Raw genomic sequence first — 18788 nt, forward strand, 5'->3', positions numbered from 1 at the left:
GGTTCGTCCTCAAAGAAGCGATGACGACCGAAGCCGGCTTCGTGGCCGTCGACGGTCACGCGTTCGACAATCTTCTCCACATGGAAGGCACGACGGTTTCGCCGTGCCGCCCGGCCGGCATCGTCAGGATCGGCCCGGACAAATACGACGTGACATCCGACGGCGACTTCATCGAGCGGGGAAAACCGGTCACGGTCATCGCCGTCGACGGAACGAAGATCGTCGTCCGGGAAGTCAGGGAATAAGGGAACACCTCATGCGGAACATGCTGCCGTATTTCTCGCTCTTCCTCCTGCTGGCCGTTTTTTTCGCGACTTCGACAGCCACGGCACAGGAAATGTCGGGCGAGGAACTCCTCCCCCGCCTCTCTTCCGGAACGACGAGTTCCGACGCACCTGCCGAAGCGGCACCGGCGGATACCGTCCGCGAACAGGCCGACGGCCGGAACGTCTCCAAGGCGACTTCGCCAGGCGAGCCAGGGTCTATATCTTATGGTTTAATAGTGCTTTCAATGCTCATCGGAGGTCTGATCCTCCTGTTCATCGAGGTGGCATTGATACCCGGCTTCGGCATCACCGGCGTCACCGGCATCATCGTGATTTTCGCCGGGCTCGGCCTAGCGTTCTGGAAGTTGGACATCCGGCTGGCCGTCCTGTATTCGTTCGGCTCGATGGCGGCTCTCGTCGGGCTGGTTCTCTGGGCGATCTATATTTTCCCGTATACCAGCGTCGGCAAGAAGTTCGTGCTCACCGCGAAGATATCCGTCGAGGACGGCTTCACCGCGACCCGCGATCTCGAACGGTTCGTCGGCATGGAAGGCGTCGCCACGAGCGACCTGCGCCCCTCGGGCATCGCCCGCATCGGGGACGAACGCATGGACGTGCTGTCGGACGGTGAGTTCGTTCCGCGCCAGAGCAAGATCAAGGTTCTGCGCGTGAAGAACGGCGCCCTGATAGTCGCGATGATCGAGCCGCCCCCGGCCGACGCGCAGAACGGCTGAACCCACGAATCCCGCGCTCAACCCAAGCTCATGGAAAACAGCTTCACCATTGAGACACAGAGGCGCAGAGATTGAAACGAGATGAAAAAAATGTACGAAAATATTTTCCTCGGCGTCTCAGTGTCTCCGCGGTGAATGGTTCGAATTTCAATATATCTGCCACGGAGAATGAACCGCCCCTACGGATATAGAGCTGTTGTTTTGTGTCTTCGCAGTGAAATAGTCTCTGCGCCTCTGTGACTCTGTGGTTAGTTGTTTTCCATTTGCCGGCCGGTCATCGGGACCAGGGGAGGCGGAGCAGGGATTCCGGAATCGGGGCGATCTCACCGGATGTCGGAGCCGCTTTGATATAGTATATACTTTTATTCTTTTCGACGGCCCGGATCTGAAATTTCGTGTCGATTGCCTCGTGCGCCGTTTCAGCATTCAGACGACCTTCCACGGGCAGCTCCGCATCCAGGATGCGGAATCCGCAGAGAGGCCAGAGGTTGCGGGCATACTCCGCCAGGGGATGCACGTCGGTTTTCAGATGGAGGAGCCCCTCGCTCGGGAGCAGTTTGCGGTATCTGGCGAGGAAGGTCGGGGAAATCAGCATTTTTTCAGGCTTTCGCAGATAGGGCGTCGGGAACGTGACCCAGATGTCATCGAGTTCGCCCGGGGCGAACAGGCGGTCCAGGGCTTCGCCCTCGATGCGGATGAAACCCACGTTTTTCAGTCCCTCCGCCAGGGCCGTCGCGGCGCCGCGCCAGATTCTGCCGCCCTTGACGTCGAGACCGAGGATGTTGCGACCGGGAAAGCGCCTGGCGAGACCGAGCGAGAAATCGCCCCATCCGCAGCCCATCTCGAGGACGAGCGGCGCCGGTCGCCGGAAAAAAGCGTCGTTCCATTTCCCCGAAAGCTCGAACGGCGTTTCCAGAAGTTTTTTCACCGGGGGTTCGAGAAAATTCGGAAACGTCGCCAGCTGTCGATATCGTTCGAGTTTTGGAACGCGCATGGATATTCGGGGTCACCTTGTTCTTGACTTTGATCGGCGTTTCCCGGATTATAGAACAAAATGGACCGGTACATGCCGGGCAGCGTGAAAATTCGTGCGTCGATCTGAAGGAGGCGTTCCGTGGAAGGCTTCGTCGTATTGATCATCATCGGTGGTCTGATCGGTTTCTTCGTTCTCACTTACTTCGTTCCGGTCGGCCTCTGGGTCAGCGCTCTCGCCTCCGGCGTTCCGGTCGGCCTGTTCGATCTGATCGGCATGCGCCTCCGCGGCGTTTCTCCCTACCAGATCATCAACCCGGCCATCACCGCCATCAAGGGCGGTCTCGACGTGGCCCTGCAGGCGCTCGAATCGCACTACCTGGCCGGCGGCAACGTTCAGAAGGTCGTTTCGGCCCTGATTTCGGCCCAGCGCGCCGGCATACCGCTGAGCTTCAAGCAGGCCACGGCAATCGACCTGGCCGGTCGCGACGTGCTCGACGCGGTCCGCAACTGCGTCAAGCCGAAGGTCATCACGACCCCCGAAGTCTCGGCCATGGCGAAGAACGGCATTCAGGTCAAGGCCATCGCCCGCATCACCGTGAAAACCGACATCAACAAGCTGATCGGCGGCGCCACCGAAGAGACGATTCTCGCCCGCGTCGGCGAAGGCATCGTCACGACGATCGGCTCGGCCGAGTCGCACAAAGAAATCCTCGAGAACCCCGACCGCATCTCCAAGACGGTCCAGGAAAAGGGCCTCGACGCGAAGACCGCGTTCGAAATCCTCTCGATCGACATCGCCGACGTCGATATCGGCAACAACATCGGCGCCAAGCTGCAAATCGACCAGGCCGAGGCCGATATGAAGATCGCCCAGGCCAAGGCCGCCGAACGCCGCGCCATCGCCGAAGCCAAGGAGCAGGAAATGCGCGCCCTCGAGCAGGAGATGCGGGCGAAGCTCGTCGAGTCCGAGGCGCAGGTCCCGCAGGCCGTCGCATCGGCCCTGTCGGACGGCAACATCGGCATTCTCGATTATTATACGTTGAAGAATATCAACTCCGACACCGAGATGCGAAAATCCTTCTCGCAGATGGTCGACGTGCCGGTCATTCCGAACAAGTAAGCGGAGATCGCCGAAACGTGGAAGCGTTTTTCCAGGTCGTCATCTTCCTGGTAATCGTCGTCGCCTCGATCTGGTCCGAGATGAGCAAGAACAAATCGAGCGGCAATTCCGACGCCGAGTTCGGCGACCTCACGGCAATCGACGACTTTTTCAAGCAGCAGGAAAAGTCGCAGAAAACCTCTCAACAACGCCCTTCTTCGGGCGGTTTCGATGACGATGTCGTTTCGCTCGAACGCACGCCCGCGCCAAGCGAACCGTTCGGCACCCCTCAGAAAATTCAGCCGCAATCCGGCAAGTCGAAACGCTTCGAAAAGCAGGAGAAAAAGCGAAGCCAGGGTAAGAGCCGCGCCGGCCTGGATCAGCGGAGTCGCGCGCTTCCGCCTCTTCCGTCTGCGTCGTCGCACTTCGGGAACGTCGAAAGCGATGAAGGTGCATGTCTCGACGAGGCCCCCTCCCTGACCGGTCAGAACAACTACGAACGCGGCGGCTTCACCATCGCCCGCACCGCCTCGACAACGTCCGCCACCACCCGCCGCCCGGCGAGGCGCTGGTCGCGGCAGCAGCTCATCAATGCGATCGTCATCTCGGAGCTCATGAACCGGTACGACGTGAACCGCGTCTACGGCCGCATCCCCGACCGGCGAAGCTGAGACAAGATCGTCGAGATCTTGCCCAGATGGAATTCATCGACCATTTCAGGCGCGCCAGACGTTCCTTCCGGGCACTCCTCTCCGCCTTCGACCTGACGGTCCGGTTCGGCGGCTACGCGCATGCGGCCGCGGAATCGGGGCCTGCGGTGATTCTCGTTCCCGGAAGCGAGCTCGTCGCCCAGGTGATGCTGACAGCATATTATCCTCGCCCGTTTCACCCTGCCGTCAGCCTGCCCCTCTGGGAAAAACCCGTCCTCCGCACACTGGCTTCGCGCCTCGGGTTCCTTGAACTGCCGCGACGGGAATGCGGCTGGCGGAGCTGGATTCGTAACGCCGTGAAACTGCTGGCATCCGATGGCAGAATAGCCCTGTTCGTACCATCGGATTTCGCATCATCGAACAAGCCGCCCGTTGAAATCGCCGTTGCAGCGATGCTCTGCCGCCTCAGCGGCTGTGCGTTCGTTCCGGTCGCAACGGATGGTTGTGACCGGGTTTTGCCCCCAGACTGCATTCTTCCGCGGGTTCTGCCCCTCCGGATGCTGATCGGCAAACCGGTCAAGCCTCGCATCGATACCGCAGTATCGAATAGAAACCGTGACTGGGCGAGGATGTTCCAGACGGATCTGTCGATTCTTCAACAGCGTCTTCTCGCCTGTCCGGAAGGAGTTCCGGATGAGCAACCATCCATTGAGACGCCGTTTCCAAGGACACCTCAGGGGTAACCGCCCGCGAGTCAAACCGGCGCGCGATCGGTTTGTGAAATTTTTATTTTTTCACGCCGTAAAGCGATTTTCAAACGTTCAAGCGGATGCCGTGCCGGTCGTCGGGTTGACTTCTGACCTGTCCCGGCCTATCATTCACCCGTTTCAGGAACGTGGGGGGTACATCCCCGCGACAACACATTCAGGAGGGACACCGTGTCTGAGGCCAAGACGAATTACAAGCACGACATGATGGACGGCAACACTGCCGTGGCCTACGTCGCCCACGCGACGAACGAGGTCATCGCGATCTACCCGATCACGCCGAGCTCCAACATGGGCGAAGTCGCCGATGAGATGAGCGCGAAGGGCGAGAAGAACATCTGGGGTACCGTTCCGACCGTCGTGGAGATGCAGTCTGAAGGCGGCGCCGCGGGTGCCGTTCACGGTTCGCTGACTTCCGGCGCCCTGACCACGACGTTCACCGCGTCGCAGGGCCTGCTGCTGATGATCCCGAACATGTACAAGATCGCCGGCGAGCTCACCTCGTCCGTGATCCACGTCGCGGCCCGCTCGCTGGCCTGCCAGGGCCTGTCGATCTTCGGCGACCACAGCGACATCATGTCGGTCCGCTCGACCGGCTACGCCATCATGGGCGGCGGCTCGGTGCAGGAAGCGATGGACATGTCGCTCATCGCGCAGGCGGCGACGCTCGAGAGCCGGATTCCCTTCATTCATTTCTTCGACGGGTTCCGCACCTCGCACGAGGTCAACACGATCGACATCATTTCCCACGCCCAGATCCGCGAAATGATCGATGAGAAGCTGGTCGACGAGCACCGCAAGCGCGGCCTCAACCCCGACAGGCCGTTCATCCGCGGCACCGCGCAGAATCCGGACGTGTATTTCCAGGGCCGCGAGACCGTAAACGCCTTCTACGACAAGACCCCCGCCATCGTCCAGAAGACGATGGACAAGTTCGCCAAGATCACCGGCCGCGCGTACAAGCTGTTCGACTACGTCGGCGCCCCCGACGCCGAGCGCGTCGTCTGCATCATGGGCAGCGGCGGCGACACGATGCACGAGGTCGTCGAGCACATGGTCGCCAAGGGCGAGAAGGTCGGCGTCGTAAAGGTTCGCCTGTACCGGCCGTTCTCGGTCGAGCATCTGGTCAAGGCGCTTCCCGCCACCGTGAAGGCGATCGCCGTCATGGACCGCACGAAGGAACCCGGCGCCAACGGCGAGCCCCTGTATCTCGACATCCGCAACGGCATCGGCGAGGCGCTCGAGCGCAAGATCGCCCCGTTCAAGAGCTGGCCGAAGATCGTCGGCGGCCGCTACGGCCTGGGCTCGAAGGACTTCACCCCGGCGCAGTGCGTGGCCATTTTCGACAACCTCAAGCAGGCCGAGCCGAAGAACCACTTCACCGTCGGGATCAACGACGACGTGACACACACCAGCATCCCGGTCGGCCCGGTCGTCGAGACCAGTGACCCGTCGACCTACGCGGCCAAGTTCTACGGCCTCGGATCGGACGGCACCGTCGGCGCGAACAAGGATTCGATCAAGATCATCGGTCACGAGACGGACAACTACGCCCAGGCGTATTTCGTCTACGACTCGAAGAAGTCCGGCAGCATCACCACGTCGCACCTGCGCTTCGGGAAGAAGCCGCTGCGCTGCCCCTACCTGATCACCCAGGCCGACTTCATCGCCTGTCACCTGTTCAGCTTCCTCGAGAAGCTCGACATCTTGTCCGACCTGAAGACCGGCGGCACCTTCCTGCTCGAGACCTCGCACCCGGCCGACAAGGTTTGGGATCACCTCCCGATCGAGCTTCAGAAGCAGCTGATCGAGAAGAAGGCGAAATTCTACGTCATCGACGCGTGCAAGCACGCCGAGGAGATCGGCCTCGGCAACCGCATCAACATCCTGATGCAGACTTGCTTCTTCGAGATCAGCAAGATCCTGCCCCGCGACGTCTACACGAAGGCGATCAAGGATGCGGTCAGGAAGACCTACGGCAAGAAGGGCGAGGAAGTCGTGAAGATGAACTGCGCCGCCGTCGACCGTGCCATCGAGAACCTGCACGAAGTGAAGATCCCCGCCACGGCCACGAGCAAGATCAAGCGCGCGCCGGCCGTTTCCGCCGAAGCCCCGAAGTTCGTCCAGGAAACCCTGGCCCCGATGATGATCGGCAAGGGCGACGACCTGCCGGTCTCGAAAATGCCCGTCGACGGCGTCTTTCCGACGGCCACCACCCAGTGGGAAAAGAGAAATATCACGAACTATATTCCCGCCTGGGACGAAAAGACCTGCATCCAGTGCGGCATGTGCTCGCTCGTGTGTCCCCACGCCGCGATCCGCGTGAAGGCCTTTGACGCGAAGCATCTCGCCAACGCCCCGAAGACCTTCAAGGCCGTCGACGCGAAGGGCATCAAGGACATGAAGTTCACGGTCCAGGTCGCCCCCGAGGACTGCACGGGCTGCGCCACCTGCGTCTACATCTGCCCCGCCCACCAGAAGGACGCCGCCGGCCAGAAGCTGGAAACTAAAGCGATCAATATGGTTCCGCAGCCGCCCATCCGCGAGGCGGAAGCCGCCAACTTCAAGCACTTCCTCGGCATCCCGGATCCCGATCTGACCATCGCCAATCCGGCCACGATCAAGGGTTCCCAGTTCGCCCGGCCGCTGTTCGAGTTCTCGGGCGCCTGCGCCGGCTGCGGCGAGACGGCCTACATCAAACTGCTCACCCAGCTCTACGGCGACCACCTGATGATCGCGAACGCGACGGGCTGCAGCTCGATCTACGGCGGCAACATGCCAACGACCCCCTACTGCACCCGCGCCGACGGCCGCGGCCCGGCATGGGCCAACAGCCTGTTCGAGGATAACGCCGAGTTCGGCATGGGGATGCGCGTCGCGGTCGACAAGATGCGCGAAGAGGCTCTCGAACTCGTCGACAAGATGATCGCCGGCGGCTGCTCCTCCTGCAAGGACACCTCGGTGTTCGAGACCGTGAAAAAGGCCGACCAGTCGACGCAGGCGGGCATCGAACAGCAGCGCGTCAACGTCGCGAAGATGAAGGAAAGCCTGAAGAAGTGCACCGGCGCCGACTGCAAGCGGCTGATGGAGCTGGCCGACTACCTGGTCAAGCGCTCCGTCTGGATCATCGGCGGCGACGGCTGGGCCTATGACATCGGCTACGGCGGTCTCGACCACGTGCTGGCCTCCGGCCGCAACGTCAAGATCCTCGTGCTCGACACCGAAGTCTACTCGAACACCGGCGGCCAGATGAGCAAGTCGACGCCCAAGGGCGCGGTCGCGAAGTTCGCCGCCGGCGGCAAGCCGCTGCCGAAGAAGGATCTCGCGATGATCGCCATGTCCTACGGCAACATCTACGTCGCGAAGATCGCGCTCGGCGCCAACCAGGCCCAGGCCCTCAAGGCGATCTCCGAGGCCGAAGCCTACGACGGCCCGGCGCTGATCCTGTGCTACTCGCACTGCATCGCGCACGGCATCGACATGAGCAAGGGTCTCGGCGAGCAGAAGAAGGCCGTTGAAGCCGGTCACTGGCCGCTGATCCGGTTCAACCCGAACCTGATCCTCGAAGGCAAGAACCCGCTGCAGATCGACTCCAAGGATCCGACCCTGCCGCTGGCCGACTACGTCTACGGTGAGAACCGCTTCCGCTCCCTCAAGAGCGCCAACCCCGAAGCGTCGAAGGCTCTCATCGACGCCTCGCAGAAGGACGTCGCCCTCCGGTTCCACCTCTATAAGTCCCTGGCCTCGATCCCGATGCCCGAAAAGAAGTAATCGATCCGTCCGCCCGCACCGGGCGGGGCCGATCTGGCCCCGCCCGGTGTTTTTCCTCTCGAAAACGTCGCTTCCAGTGCCGCGACAGGCTCAGGGAGTCGGTTCAGACCAGACGTAGCCGCGGGGGAAGGAGACAATGCGCAGTCCCCCGGCCGGGTTCCAGAGCAGATGAAGGCGCGCCTCTTCCGGCAGCTTCAGCCGCATGACGCCGGAACCGCTTTCTTTATAGACATATGTATATATTTTAGAGAATTGTTTCAAGGCAGACGGTTTGCAAGCCTGAAGCGTCTGCCAGCTTTCCTTTTCGGGGAACTCCAGGCTGAACTCCCAGCCGTCGAGTGCTTTCCAGAAACGGACTCGCGAAGGGCGGGGACCGTTCCACTCCAGCCAGGCGAGAACACGATCGAAGGACTCCCGTCCTTCGGCGGGAGTGAAACACCCGCATGTGAAAACAATGGAATCCGAAGCGGGCAGCACGATTCCTTCGGTCGACTGAGCGGTCCCTCCCTCCCGGAACAGGACCGGCCACATGCCCTGCCGGGGCGCCGTCCAGGGCAGACCTGCGATATCAAAGGTCCGGATTGCCTCCCAGAGATTCTTTCCCCAAAGGCATCCTGAGGCAACGGCGGTTTCCTGGAGCAGACGGTCGGCCTCGGTTGCCGGCCAGCCATCGGTTTCCAGCCAGCATGGCCCGATCGTCAGATTCTTCGCCGGGCGGCCGAGGAGGCGGCCAAGCAGGTCCCGGATACGGGGTTCGGCCGCCAGAAGATCGCTTTCGGACGGCCCTGCCGATCTGGATGTTCCATTCATCTGCACCTCCTGCTGGAGGAGCGTGAGCATCGGATCACCGGCGGCGTATCTCACCCGGGTCATATCGCGCGAATACCAGCCGGCCCGAGAGGATGCACCCGGACGGAAGCTGACTTCCTCGTCAAGTTTTCCCCATCCTCGAGATTTCGTCAGCGCCGAAGGGAGGGGGCTTCGCAGAAATTCGGCCCCGAACGTCGTCTCGTGGGGTTGCTCCGCAAGCATGAAGCGGCCGGATTTCTCCGCTTCGACAAGGCCGGCTCTCAAGAGGAATCTCCCGGGCAACTGGAACAGGGGAGCCCGCGTAAGCTCGACTTCCTCTCCTTCAGAGCCATAGAGCCCCGCCCACCGAAGAAGCAGGAATATGCTTCGAATCGCCGTTGGATCGCATATCTGCCGGATTTTTCCATCCGACACCACGTGAACGGCGTACCATCCGTTTCCCTCCTGTTGCGCGAAAACCAGGATTCCGCCACGGCCATCCGCCGGTTCGAGCCGGATCAGAGCTGCGCCCCCGGCTACTTCCGAGAGGTTCATCATATCGATGAACGGATGCGGCGCCGACGACGCCACGGCCTGGACCACCCAGGCAACCAAATCAGCCGGAACGTTCTCGCCCGTTTCGGGATCGACGAATCTGCCCTTCTTCCAGACCAGGTCGGCCTCGTTCGCCAGCAATTCCTGGTGCGGTCCCCACCATTCTGCGGCAAGGGAAATCCGCCGTATCCCCGGATTCTTCGCCGGAGAGGCCGGAGGCAGGTCCTTTGCTTCCAGATACGCTTCCACGGCAGATTCCGATGCCGTCACACGATCGGGATCGCCCCGGTATGTTCCGTTTCGCGCGGCTTCGGGATCGAGCAGGACGGCCCGGGCGGTCAAGGCGGCGGCCTCCGTTGCGAGGCCGGCGAAGTGATGAACCGAGGCAGCCAGCCACAGAAAATCCCGATCGCAAGGCACTTTCCCGGTAAGCTGTGCGAGAAGCCGGTGGTCCGCCGTCGTCAGGCGGTGAAATCGTGCTTTTTCCTGCAGAATGCGAAGCTGAAGCCACCGTGGTTCAGCACGGGGACGGCGGAAGCCATCTTTTGGAAGCTGATAGAGCATGTCTCGATAGCGCAGCATGGCTTTCAGAAGGTCGTCATGGCCATCTTCACCCGAGAGAAGGAACGCGATCCGGTCGATGATGGCCGGTTCATCCTCCGTAAACAACGCGAGGCGGTGGACGGCCAGATGCCCGGAAAGGGCGTTCGGGCCTTCGGGCCATTGGTGAAGCAGTTCTTGGATTCGTTCCGCTTTTGAGCGAACGAGGCGAACCGACGCGTCATCCGGCAATTTGCGCGGACCGCTCGCTGGCAACGGCCGCGGCCCCGAAACAAGCTGGGGGAGATCCCGGAGGATCGCATCACGGGCATACGGGTGAAGCAAGGCGTTCCGGAGCCCGATGGCAGGCGGCTCTCCCGGGAGGAGTTCGGCAGGAGGCTTGATCTGGCTCAGCCAGGCGGCAAAAGATGCCAGTTCCGCAGAATCCCCGGCAACGGCCATTCCAGCGAAGCAATGAAGCAACCACACCATGGCGATCGCAATCAGCCGCCAGTCGCCGTCTTTCTGCTTTCTGAAAGGCGCAAGCACGTCATATTCTCTCATTTTTCCATGTCCATTCCACGATGGCTCCCCCATTTCCAATAGAATATCACCTGCGACATCCGCTTCATCAGCATTATCTGCGGTTCTGTTTTCACAACGAGCCCCACATGCATGCACGAAGACATCTTCGTACATGCATGAAAGCACCCATTCCTCCTGAGCTTGTCGAAGGGCACGAGCGAAACATTGTCACGGCGCGAAGACTCTTGGTCTAGCCCTGTTGCCCGGCAGTGGCGGTGCAAGAGGGAAGCCGTGGGGTGTGATACCATTGCGGTGGAGGATCGTATGGAAGGTCGGATACTCGGACATTGGCGCCCGGTGGCTCTCGTTCTCGACGTGAACCGCTTGGCGGAAATTCTGCAGGTGCTGGTGAGGCACGGGTTCAGTCCGCTCGTTTCCCGTCTCAGGCGCGGCGGAGCGGATCTTGCCAACGCCGTCGCCGGCTTGAATATCCCCGCCGAAACGGAGGAAGCCGAAGCGGCTTCGCTTCCGGAGCGCATCAGGCTCGTTTTCCAGGACCTCGGTCCGACCTTTATCAAGCTGGGGCAGATCCTCAGCACGCGGTCCGACCTGGTTCCCGACGATATCGCCGCCGAGCTTCGCAAACTGCAGGACGACGTTCCTTCCTTCGGCATGGACGAGGTCCGCGCGATCGTCGAAACCGATCTCGGGAAGCCGCTTTCCGAGCTTTTCGCGAGTTTCGAGGAGCAGCCGCTCGGCACCGCGTCGATCGGCCAGGTCCACGGCGCGAGACTGCCGGACGGGACCGACGTCGTCGTGAAGGTCCAGCGGCCGGGGGTGACCCGCATCATCGAGCGCGACCTGCACCTGCTCGCCGAGATGGCGGTTCGCATCACCGGCGTATGGGCGGAGCTGAAGGCCTACGATCTTCCCGGCATCGTGAACCAGTTCAGACAGGCGTTGATGCGCGAGCTCGATTACACGCACGAACGCCGCAGCGCCCAGCGCTTCGCTTCCGCCTTCAAGGAGAACGAACGGATCGTCGTTCCGCGAGTCTTCCCCGCCCGCTCGTCGCGCCGCGTCCTGACGATGCAACGGATCCGGGGCGTGAAGATAACCGAAGCGACCTCTCTCGGAAACGACAACCGGGTTCTCGCAAAAGCGGCGGTCGAAGCCGTGCTGACGATGGTGTTCGAACACGGGTTCTTCCATGCCGATCCGCATCCCGGCAATATTTTCGCCCTGCCGGGAAATCGGATCGCCTTTCTCGATCTTGGAATGGTCGGGCGGCTGACCGATGCCCTCCGGTTCAGACTGACGGATCTGATCATCGCCCTCGTCGAGAACGACGTCGACGCTGCCGCACGGGCGCTCGCCGCCATCGGAAGGCGCGAGATCCCTCTCGATCGGGCCCGTTTTTTGGCCGACGTCGGAGAGATCATGGATCGGGTCGTCGGATTACCGATCGAGGAGATTCAGCTCAGCGAAGTGATCCGGGATCTGTTCGACGGCGCCCGCCGTCATCGCATTCGCGTTCCATCCGAGTGTTTCCTGATGGGAAAAGCGATGCTGACCATCGAAACCGTGGCGCGCGGACTCGACCCGCACCTGGATATCGAAGGAGCCGTGGCGCCGCACGTCCGGCGGCTTCTCGCGGTCCGGCTCGCTCCGAAGAGACTTGGAAAGCTCGTCTGGCAGAGGCTTTCCGAAACCGCCGACGCGGCCGGAGAGCTGCCTGGACAGATCACCGATCTTCTGGAATCGCTTCAGCGGGGCACCCTGACGCTTCGCATCGAACCAGCTCACCAGCACCGGACGATGTCGATCATCGAGAGACTGGTACAAAAAGTGACGTTCGCCGTGATCATCGCGGCGCTCCTCCTCAGTTCGGCCGTCTTCATCACCTTTTCCGGCTTTCAGGGCCTCGTATGGGGCATCCCCGCGCCGCTGTTCTTCGGCTTCGGCGGATATATAGCGGCTATTATTCTGGCAATTGCCCTCGTCCGCCAGGCCAATCGCCCGAACGGCGACGGCGACTCGACCTCCTGAGAAGATCAACGAGCCACAAAGACACGGTGACACAGAGGTTCTTTGTGGTTGTATCGGATTGCACCACCGCCCTGTCATTCGTACATACGCAGGGGCGGGTTTGAAACCCGCCCCTACAGAAGATTATTGATATCGCTATAAAACAAACGGCGGATTCTTTGCGCCCTCGTGTCTTTGCGGTGTAACGCGGTGGGTCAGATGATGAATTCGATGCCCTGGATCTTGACCTTGGACTGGGCGCCGATGCGGCGGATGATGTTGGCTGCGAGAAAGTTGCCAATGCGCAGGCAGGTCGTGAGGGGCAGACCCTTGAACATGCCGTAGAAGAAGCCGGCCTGGAAGTTGTCGCCGGCGCCGTTCGTGTCGCGAACGTCCTCGACCCGGTAGGCGGGGATACGGGTTTCGCCCTCGGGCGTGATCGCGACCGATCCCTGCTCGCCGAGCTTCACGACCGCGAGGTCAGTGTATTGGAGCATCCGGCGAAAGTCGGGGCCGCACAGGGCGCGGGCTTCCTCTTCGTTGGCGAACAGGATGTCGACGCGGTCGGCGAGAAACTCCTCGATGCGGGCGCGGGCCGAGTTGATGACGAAGCTGTCGGCCAGGTCGAAGGAGATGTGCGTGCCGACCTTGCGCGCGGTTTCGTAGGCGTGTCGGGTCGAGCGATTGATCGGGTTTTCCCCGCGAAGCTCGTAGGCCGAAAAATGCAGATACTCGGAATCGGCGATCAGGCTGTGGAGGATCTCGTAGTCATACAGTTTTTTCGTGACGCCGAAATCGAGGCCGAAGGTACGCTGTCCGTCGGGGCTGATGAGGGTGTAACAGAGGCCAGACCGGCCGCGCTTGATCGAGACGTAGGTGTCGACGTCGTTCTCGCGCAGGTTGTTGATGTAATCGTACCCGTAATCATCGCTTCCGACGCAGCCGATGAACGAACACCGCAGACCCAGGTTGCTGGCGCCGTAGATGACGTTGGTCGGGGAGCCGCCGGGCGAGATCGTCGGCAGGTGTTTCTGGGCGATCTTCTGGAGCTTCTTCAGATTTTCGGGAGTGAGTTCGATGCTGTTGCCTTTCGGCAGATCGAGGGTGACCAGTTCCTCGTCCTCGACCTCGATGATGATGTCGGTCAGAGCGTCGGAAATGGCCGTGAGCTGGTATTTGCGCTGTCCTTTGGGAAGCCTGGGAGGCATCGTCGTCACCTCGTACGAAGTCGGGTCCGTCTGGAATACGCCATCCTGGCGCCGACGGCCCACTTCCCGCGTCCTGCGAGTCGGGGCCGTCAAAACCCGCGTCAATCCACGATAGACGCCCGCAACAGGAAAGTCAATGCCGAACCGGAGAGATTCGGCCGCAGTTCTATAGTTTACGGTTTTCATTTGCCTCATCTGCGCCATCTGCGGATTTCTTCGGGTTTTGGCATCCTTCTCCAGGAAGACGAAATGTCGTTGCCTTGGGGGCGGGTCTCGGGTATGCTTACGGGGCTGGCCGCACGGAACATGCAGCCGCCAGGAGCGGTCGACACAGTCCGGCGCAGGCAAAGGAGAAGGGCGTGTTCAGAAAATTTCAGGAAGCGACCCGGTTCATCAGCTCCGGCAAAATCGTCACAGACGAACTTCCCGGAAAGGACCGCGACGGCATCGAGGCAATGCCGACGGCTCTTCGGCCGCCTCCCTGCGCGTTCAACCAGCCCTGCAGATGCTGATGATCCGGCATCGCGACTTCATCAGGGGGTTTCCGGCATCATGCTGACCGCCGAGACCCCTCTGATGACGTGTGACGGCCCGGTCCCGGTCCGCGATATCCGCGAGGGAAGGGAACTCGTCGCGGCCGGCGGCTGGGGCGAGTCGATATTCGCAACCGCCGCCGACATTTTCGTCCAGTTCGACCACAAGGGGCCGGTGCTGAGCCTGAAAACCTCGCGGGGCGCGACGATCCGGTGCAGCCCCGACCACCCGTGCTGCGGGCGGCTCAACCAGGTCAACCGGCTGTATCACCTGTATCTGATGGAGCGGAACGCGCTGGGGTTCCGCGTCGGGCTCTCGAACGACCTGATGAAGGATCTGATCGCAATGCAGAACCTGCGTCACGACCTGTTCAACCAGCAGGACATCGTCGACCGGGTCTGGATCATCGAGTCGACGGAGAACGCTCTGAAAGCCGAGTTTTTGCTGAAATACGCGATGTTCAAATACGGCCTGCCCGACGTGCCGTTTTCCGGCCGCCAGGTGGAATCGGAGCTGCCGGACGAGATGATCCGCGAGTTGTACAACCGCATCGACACGCCGTCGCGGGCGCACCAGCTGCTTCTCGACTGGCTGATGTTCGAGGACAGCCCGCACGTCACGATGCGTGTCGCGAAGGCGGGGCAGACAGCCAGCAACGCCGTCCAGTTCGTCATTTTCGGGGGAACCGAGCGGGCCGGCTCGCGGCCGGGATATTCGCATCTCATCCGCATCGACAACGTCCAGGATCCCGACAAGGCCGAGCACAAGCAATTCAGGCGACGCCAGACGAGTCACGGCCAGTGGTATCTCGAGGTGACGCGGGACGACGACGAAGAGGCCCAGTTATTCGTGAAGACGCTCGTCGCGCTCGACAATCTCGAGGTTGTCCGCAAGATCCAGCTCACCAAGAAACCCGCGTTCTACCCGCTTCCGGCATCGCATTTGAAGCACGGCATGGTGGTGCCGGTACTGGGAGACCGTGGCAATATCGAGGAAGACACGATCGTGGAAATCTCGACGGAAGATCACCAGGGGCCGCTGTACGACGTGAAGCTCGCCGGCGGCTGCACCTACGTCGCAGGCGACTGGATCACGATGTCGTGGTCCGGGGCCGGCACGGGAACGGCGAGGAAACTGAATGAACCCCGCGCTTGAGCGCCAGATCGCCGCGTTGAACCCCCGCCAGATCGAGGCGGTGAACATCACGGAAGGGCCGTTGCTGGTCGTCGCCGGCGCCGGTTCGGGAAAAACGCGCATGTTGACGATGCGCATCGCCGCCCTCATCGAGAGGAACGGCGTCGACCCATCGGCAATCCTGGCGGTCACGTTCACGAACAAGGCGGCGAAGGAGATGCGCGAGCGGGTTCAGGCGCTGCTGCCCGGACGGGGCGAGGGCGTGACGCTGACGACGTTCCACACGTTCTGCAGTCAGCTTTTGCGACGTTGGCACGAGGCGGCCGGCTTCCCCGACGGGTTCACCATCTACGACGAGGACGACAGCGAGAAGCTGATGAAGCTGATCCTGAACGACCTGAACCTCGACACGAAGAAATGCACGCCCCGATCGATGCTGGGCGTGATCTCGCAGGCGAAGAACGAGCTGCTGGGGCCCGAGGAGTTCAAGCCGCCGCTGGCGGATGCCGAGCGGCTCACGACGATCTACACCCGCTACCAGGAGGCCCTGAAGAAGAACCAGGCCGTCGACTTCGACGATTTGATCTTCTGCGTCTGGAAGATGCTGAACGCCCGGCCCGATCTGCTCGAGAGGCTCCAGAACCGGTATCGGTATTTTCTCGTCGACGAGTATCAGGATACGAATACCGCGCAATATAAATTAATTGCTTTATTATCATCGGCGAGCCGCAACCTGTGCGTGGTCGGCGACGAGGACCAGTCGATCTACAGCTGGCGCGGCGCGACAATCCGCAACATTCGGGAGTTCGAGAAGGATTTCCCCGGGGCTCGCGTCGTGTATCTCGAGCAGAACTACCGTTCGACGCAGGGCATTCTCGACGCGGCGAGCGCCGTGATCTCGAACAATGCGGGCATCCACAAAAAGCAGCTCTGGACGACGAACGGGGCCGGCGAGCTGCCCCGCTTTCTTCACGCCGCCGACGATCGCGACGAGGCCGACCGCATCGTGGGCGAGATCAGGAAACTCGCGCGCGAAGGGATTTCCTACGGTCAGATGGCGGTGCTGTTCCGCATGAACAGCCTCAGCCGGACGATCGAACAGGCGCTGACGGGTCAGGGGATTCCCTACGAAGTGACGGGCGGCCTCAAGTTTTTCCAGCGGCGCGAGGTGAAAGACGTTCTCGCGTATCTGCGATTCATCGGGAACCGGAGCGACTCGATCTCGCTGCGGCGCATCATCAACACGCCGCGCCGGGGCATCGGCGAGACGACGGTCGAGCGGCTCGCCGCCGGCGGCGATCTGTGGGGCGAGGTGATGGCACAGGCGGCCGCGAGCCCGCGCAGCAAGACAGGCGCATTCGTCAAACTCATGGAGGAGCTGGTCGAGACGGCGGCGGGTTCGTCGGTTTCGATGCTCGCTAAAACAGTTCTCGACCGCACCCAGTACATCAACTGGCTGTATGAAACGGAGGAGGAGGAGGACGCGAAAGACCGCGAGTCGAACGTCGAGAGCCTTCTGGCCGACATCCGGTTCCAGGAGGAGGAGAACCCCAAGCTGACGCTCCGCGAGTATCTCGAGAAAGTGGCCCTGCACGCCGACGTCGACGACCTCGACGAGGCGGCCGAGCGCGTTCACCTGATGACGCTTCACAACGCGAAGGGGCTCGAGTTCCCCGTCGTGTTCCTGATCGCCATGGAAGAAGGCGTGTTTCCGCACCATTCGTCGAAAGACCTTCCCGAGCAGCTCGAGGAAGAGCGGCGACTGGCCTACGTCGGCATGACGCGCGCGATGCGCCGGTTGTACATGACGGCCGCCCGGCGCAGGATGATGTTTGGCGGCTGGATGAACAACATCGTTTCGCGCTTCGTCGGGGAAGTCCCGTCCTCGATGATCGAAGGCAAGCCTGCCGGCGGCGTTTTCGGCAGCGGAAGCGCGAGCGGCGGCTGGCGGCCGTCTGCCGGCTCCGCGGCCGCGTATTCCTTCGCTCGTTCCCAGTCGGCAGCAGAGCCGTCGCGCGATATCCGGGCCGCCGAGCCGGAACGGAAAGCGCCGAGCTACGCGTTCCGGAAGACAACCGAACCAGAGCCGGCCACGGCGGGTCGTACAGCCGCTCCCGAGCATCAGGCGGGCTCCGAGCCGGGGACGATGCTGAACCTGCGGGCGGGAACCGACGTGATGCACCAGATCTTCGGGAAAGGCCGGGTCACGGCGACGGAAGGAAGCTCGCTGGGGGATTTTCGTCTCACGATCGATTTCGAAAAGGTTGGTCGCAAGACACTGCTCTTGCAGTATGCTACACTTCGGGTTATAAAGAAACAACACACTCAGGAGGTCAAGGGATGCTGAGATTTCTGCGGTTCGTCTGGAAGCTCTTCATCGTCGGCAGCGTATTCGGGATCGGCTACATCATCGGCCGCGAACACAGCTTCGAGGAAGACGAAGAGTGGGATAACGAGGAAGAGAACAAGTCCGGCGAGACCGGTTCTCAGGCCGGCGTCGAAGCCCCGAAGAAGGCCGAGACCACCACTGCGGGCGGAACCGTCACGTTCGAGCACGTCGATCCCAAGGCGACCAGCGTCTCGGTCGTCGGCGACTTCAACGACTGGAATAAGGATTCCAACGTGATGAAGAACGAGAACGGCACCTGGAAGTGCAGCCTGAGCCTCAAGCCCGGCCGCCACGAGTACAAGTTCGTCATCAACCAGACCGACTGGATCAGCGATCCCAAGGCAAAGGAAACCGTCGCCGACAAGTACGGCGGCACGTCCTCCGTCATCGACGTTCGCTGAAACACTCTTCCTAACGGCGGAACGGCGGTATCGCCGTTCCGAATCTGACTTCCAGGACATTCATACACCGTGGTCAAAAAAATCTACCTGGAGGAAAGCGTCGATCGGGCCAGCCTGAAAGCGTTCGTCGCGCGCGTTTTCAAGTTGTCTGGCCTGCATCTCACCGTGTACAACGAACGCGGCGAAGCCGTCGTCGGCAATCACGAGGAGGTGCTGGGCGGCCCGGTCGAACCCGCGGATCTGGCGGGGTTCTCCGACGGGGGCATCATGGCGCGCCCCGACGGGAATTTTCTGAAAGTCGTCAAGCTCGAATGGCGCGGCCATATTTACGGCGCCGTGTTGATCGGGCCGTATGGTTCCGCCTCCGGAGGACCGGCCGACGGTCGTATGCCTCGCATCACCGGCGACCAGCTCGATGCCGTC

The 18788-nt window shown here is 61.6% G+C and carries 15 protein-coding genes; 12 read left to right on the forward strand and 3 right to left on the reverse strand.

What is annotated here, in order from left to right; all coding sequences use genetic code 11:
• The coding region (locus PLU72_19400) for an NfeD family protein (GenBank protein ID HOT30348.1) at window positions 1–245 on the forward strand (245 nt) is incomplete at its 5' end.
• A gap of 11 nt (window positions 246–256) precedes the next feature.
• Window positions 257–1000: an NfeD family protein gene (locus tag PLU72_19405; GenBank protein ID HOT30349.1), complete on the forward strand. Its 744-nt coding sequence runs from the start codon at window positions 257–259 to the stop codon at window positions 998–1000.
• Between the two features lie 274 nt (window positions 1001–1274).
• Here PLU72_19405 and trmB read toward each other — a convergent pair whose 3' ends face one another.
• Entirely contained in the window at window positions 1275–1994 is a 720-nt protein-coding gene (trmB, locus tag PLU72_19410) for a tRNA (guanosine(46)-N7)-methyltransferase TrmB (protein HOT30350.1), read from the reverse strand.
• A gap of 120 nt (window positions 1995–2114) precedes the next feature.
• Between trmB and floA the strand changes: the two genes are divergently transcribed.
• The 4 genes from floA (at window position 2115) to nifJ (ending at window position 8262) form a co-directional block, all read left to right on the forward strand.
• On the forward strand, window positions 2115–3095 hold the full coding sequence (gene floA / locus PLU72_19415) for a flotillin-like protein FloA (GenBank protein HOT30351.1): 981 nt from the start codon (window positions 2115–2117) through the stop codon (window positions 3093–3095).
• Window positions 3096–3112: 17 nt separating this feature from the next.
• Window positions 3113–3745, forward strand: coding sequence for a hypothetical protein (locus tag PLU72_19420; GenBank protein HOT30352.1), 633 nt, complete (start codon window positions 3113–3115; stop codon window positions 3743–3745).
• 26 nt (window positions 3746–3771) lie between these two features.
• Window positions 3772–4467, forward strand: coding sequence for a hypothetical protein (locus PLU72_19425; GenBank protein ID HOT30353.1), 696 nt, complete (start codon window positions 3772–3774; stop codon window positions 4465–4467).
• A 228-nt stretch (window positions 4468–4695) separates the two neighbouring features.
• Window positions 4696–8262: a pyruvate:ferredoxin (flavodoxin) oxidoreductase gene (gene nifJ, locus PLU72_19430; GenBank protein ID HOT30354.1), complete on the forward strand. Its 3567-nt coding sequence runs from the start codon at window positions 4696–4698 to the stop codon at window positions 8260–8262.
• A gap of 90 nt (window positions 8263–8352) precedes the next feature.
• Here the strand turns inward: nifJ and PLU72_19435 are convergent, their stop codons facing one another.
• Window positions 8353–10710, reverse strand: a complete 2358-nt coding sequence (locus tag PLU72_19435; protein HOT30355.1) for a hypothetical protein — start codon at window positions 10708–10710, stop codon at window positions 8353–8355.
• Between the two features lie 285 nt (window positions 10711–10995).
• On the opposite strand from PLU72_19435, the gene PLU72_19440 reads away from it, so the two are divergent.
• A complete protein-coding gene (locus PLU72_19440; GenBank protein ID HOT30356.1) occupies window positions 10996–12720 on the forward strand; it encodes an AarF/ABC1/UbiB kinase family protein in 1725 nt (574 codons plus the stop codon).
• A gap of 194 nt (window positions 12721–12914) precedes the next feature.
• Here the strand turns inward: PLU72_19440 and PLU72_19445 are convergent, their stop codons facing one another.
• The gene (locus tag PLU72_19445; GenBank protein HOT30357.1) at window positions 12915–13970 is read right to left on the reverse strand and encodes an adenosine kinase; all 1056 of its coding nucleotides are present in this window, start codon (window positions 13968–13970) and stop codon (window positions 12915–12917) included.
• A gap of 296 nt (window positions 13971–14266) precedes the next feature.
• Here PLU72_19445 and PLU72_19450 point away from each other — a divergent pair, with 296 nt between their 5' ends.
• The 5 genes from PLU72_19450 to PLU72_19470 form a co-directional block, all read left to right on the forward strand.
• Window positions 14267–14419, forward strand: a complete 153-nt coding sequence (locus PLU72_19450) for a hypothetical protein (protein ID HOT30358.1) — start codon at window positions 14267–14269, stop codon at window positions 14417–14419.
• A gap of 40 nt (window positions 14420–14459) precedes the next feature.
• Window positions 14460–15596 (forward strand): hypothetical protein, encoded by a 1137-nt coding sequence (locus tag PLU72_19455; GenBank protein ID HOT30359.1) that lies wholly within the window; start codon window positions 14460–14462, stop codon window positions 15594–15596.
• Entirely contained in the window at window positions 15580–17922 is a 2343-nt protein-coding gene (locus tag PLU72_19460; protein HOT30360.1) for a UvrD-helicase domain-containing protein, read from the forward strand. The genes PLU72_19455 and PLU72_19460 overlap by 17 nt, the downstream gene beginning before the upstream one ends.
• Window positions 17916–18365, forward strand: coding sequence for an isoamylase early set domain-containing protein (locus PLU72_19465; protein HOT30361.1), 450 nt, complete (start codon window positions 17916–17918; stop codon window positions 18363–18365). The genes PLU72_19460 and PLU72_19465 overlap by 7 nt, the downstream gene beginning before the upstream one ends.
• Window positions 18366–18434: 69 nt before the next feature.
• Window positions 18435–18788: hypothetical protein (locus tag PLU72_19470; GenBank protein ID HOT30362.1), on the forward strand; the 354-nt coding region annotated here is incomplete at its 3' end.

The organism is Candidatus Ozemobacteraceae bacterium, assembly GCA_035373905.1.
GTDB lineage: Bacteria > Muiribacteriota > Ozemobacteria > Ozemobacterales > Ozemobacteraceae > MWAR01.

Excerpts from the sequence above, each read along its gene's own strand:
- trmB (HOT30350.1), bottom strand. The coding sequence starts at position 1,994 with ATGCGCGTTCCAAAACTCGAACGATATCGACAGCTGGCGACGTTTCCG.
- PLU72_19440 (HOT30356.1), top strand. The coding sequence starts at position 10,996 with ATGGAAGGTCGGATACTCGGACATTGGCGCCCGGTGGCTCTCGTTCTC.
- PLU72_19460 (HOT30360.1), top strand. The coding sequence starts at position 15,580 with ATGAACCCCGCGCTTGAGCGCCAGATCGCCGCGTTGAACCCCCGCCAG.
- PLU72_19465 (HOT30361.1), top strand. The coding sequence starts at position 17,916 with ATGCTGAGATTTCTGCGGTTCGTCTGGAAGCTCTTCATCGTCGGCAGC.
- PLU72_19435 (HOT30355.1), bottom strand. The coding sequence starts at position 10,710 with ATGAGAGAATATGACGTGCTTGCGCCTTTCAGAAAGCAGAAAGACGGC.
- PLU72_19425 (HOT30353.1), top strand. The coding sequence starts at position 3,772 with ATGGAATTCATCGACCATTTCAGGCGCGCCAGACGTTCCTTCCGGGCA.
- nifJ (HOT30354.1), top strand. The coding sequence starts at position 4,696 with ATGATGGACGGCAACACTGCCGTGGCCTACGTCGCCCACGCGACGAAC.
- PLU72_19405 (HOT30349.1), top strand. The coding sequence starts at position 257 with ATGCGGAACATGCTGCCGTATTTCTCGCTCTTCCTCCTGCTGGCCGTT.
- PLU72_19455 (HOT30359.1), top strand. The coding sequence starts at position 14,460 with ATGCTGACCGCCGAGACCCCTCTGATGACGTGTGACGGCCCGGTCCCG.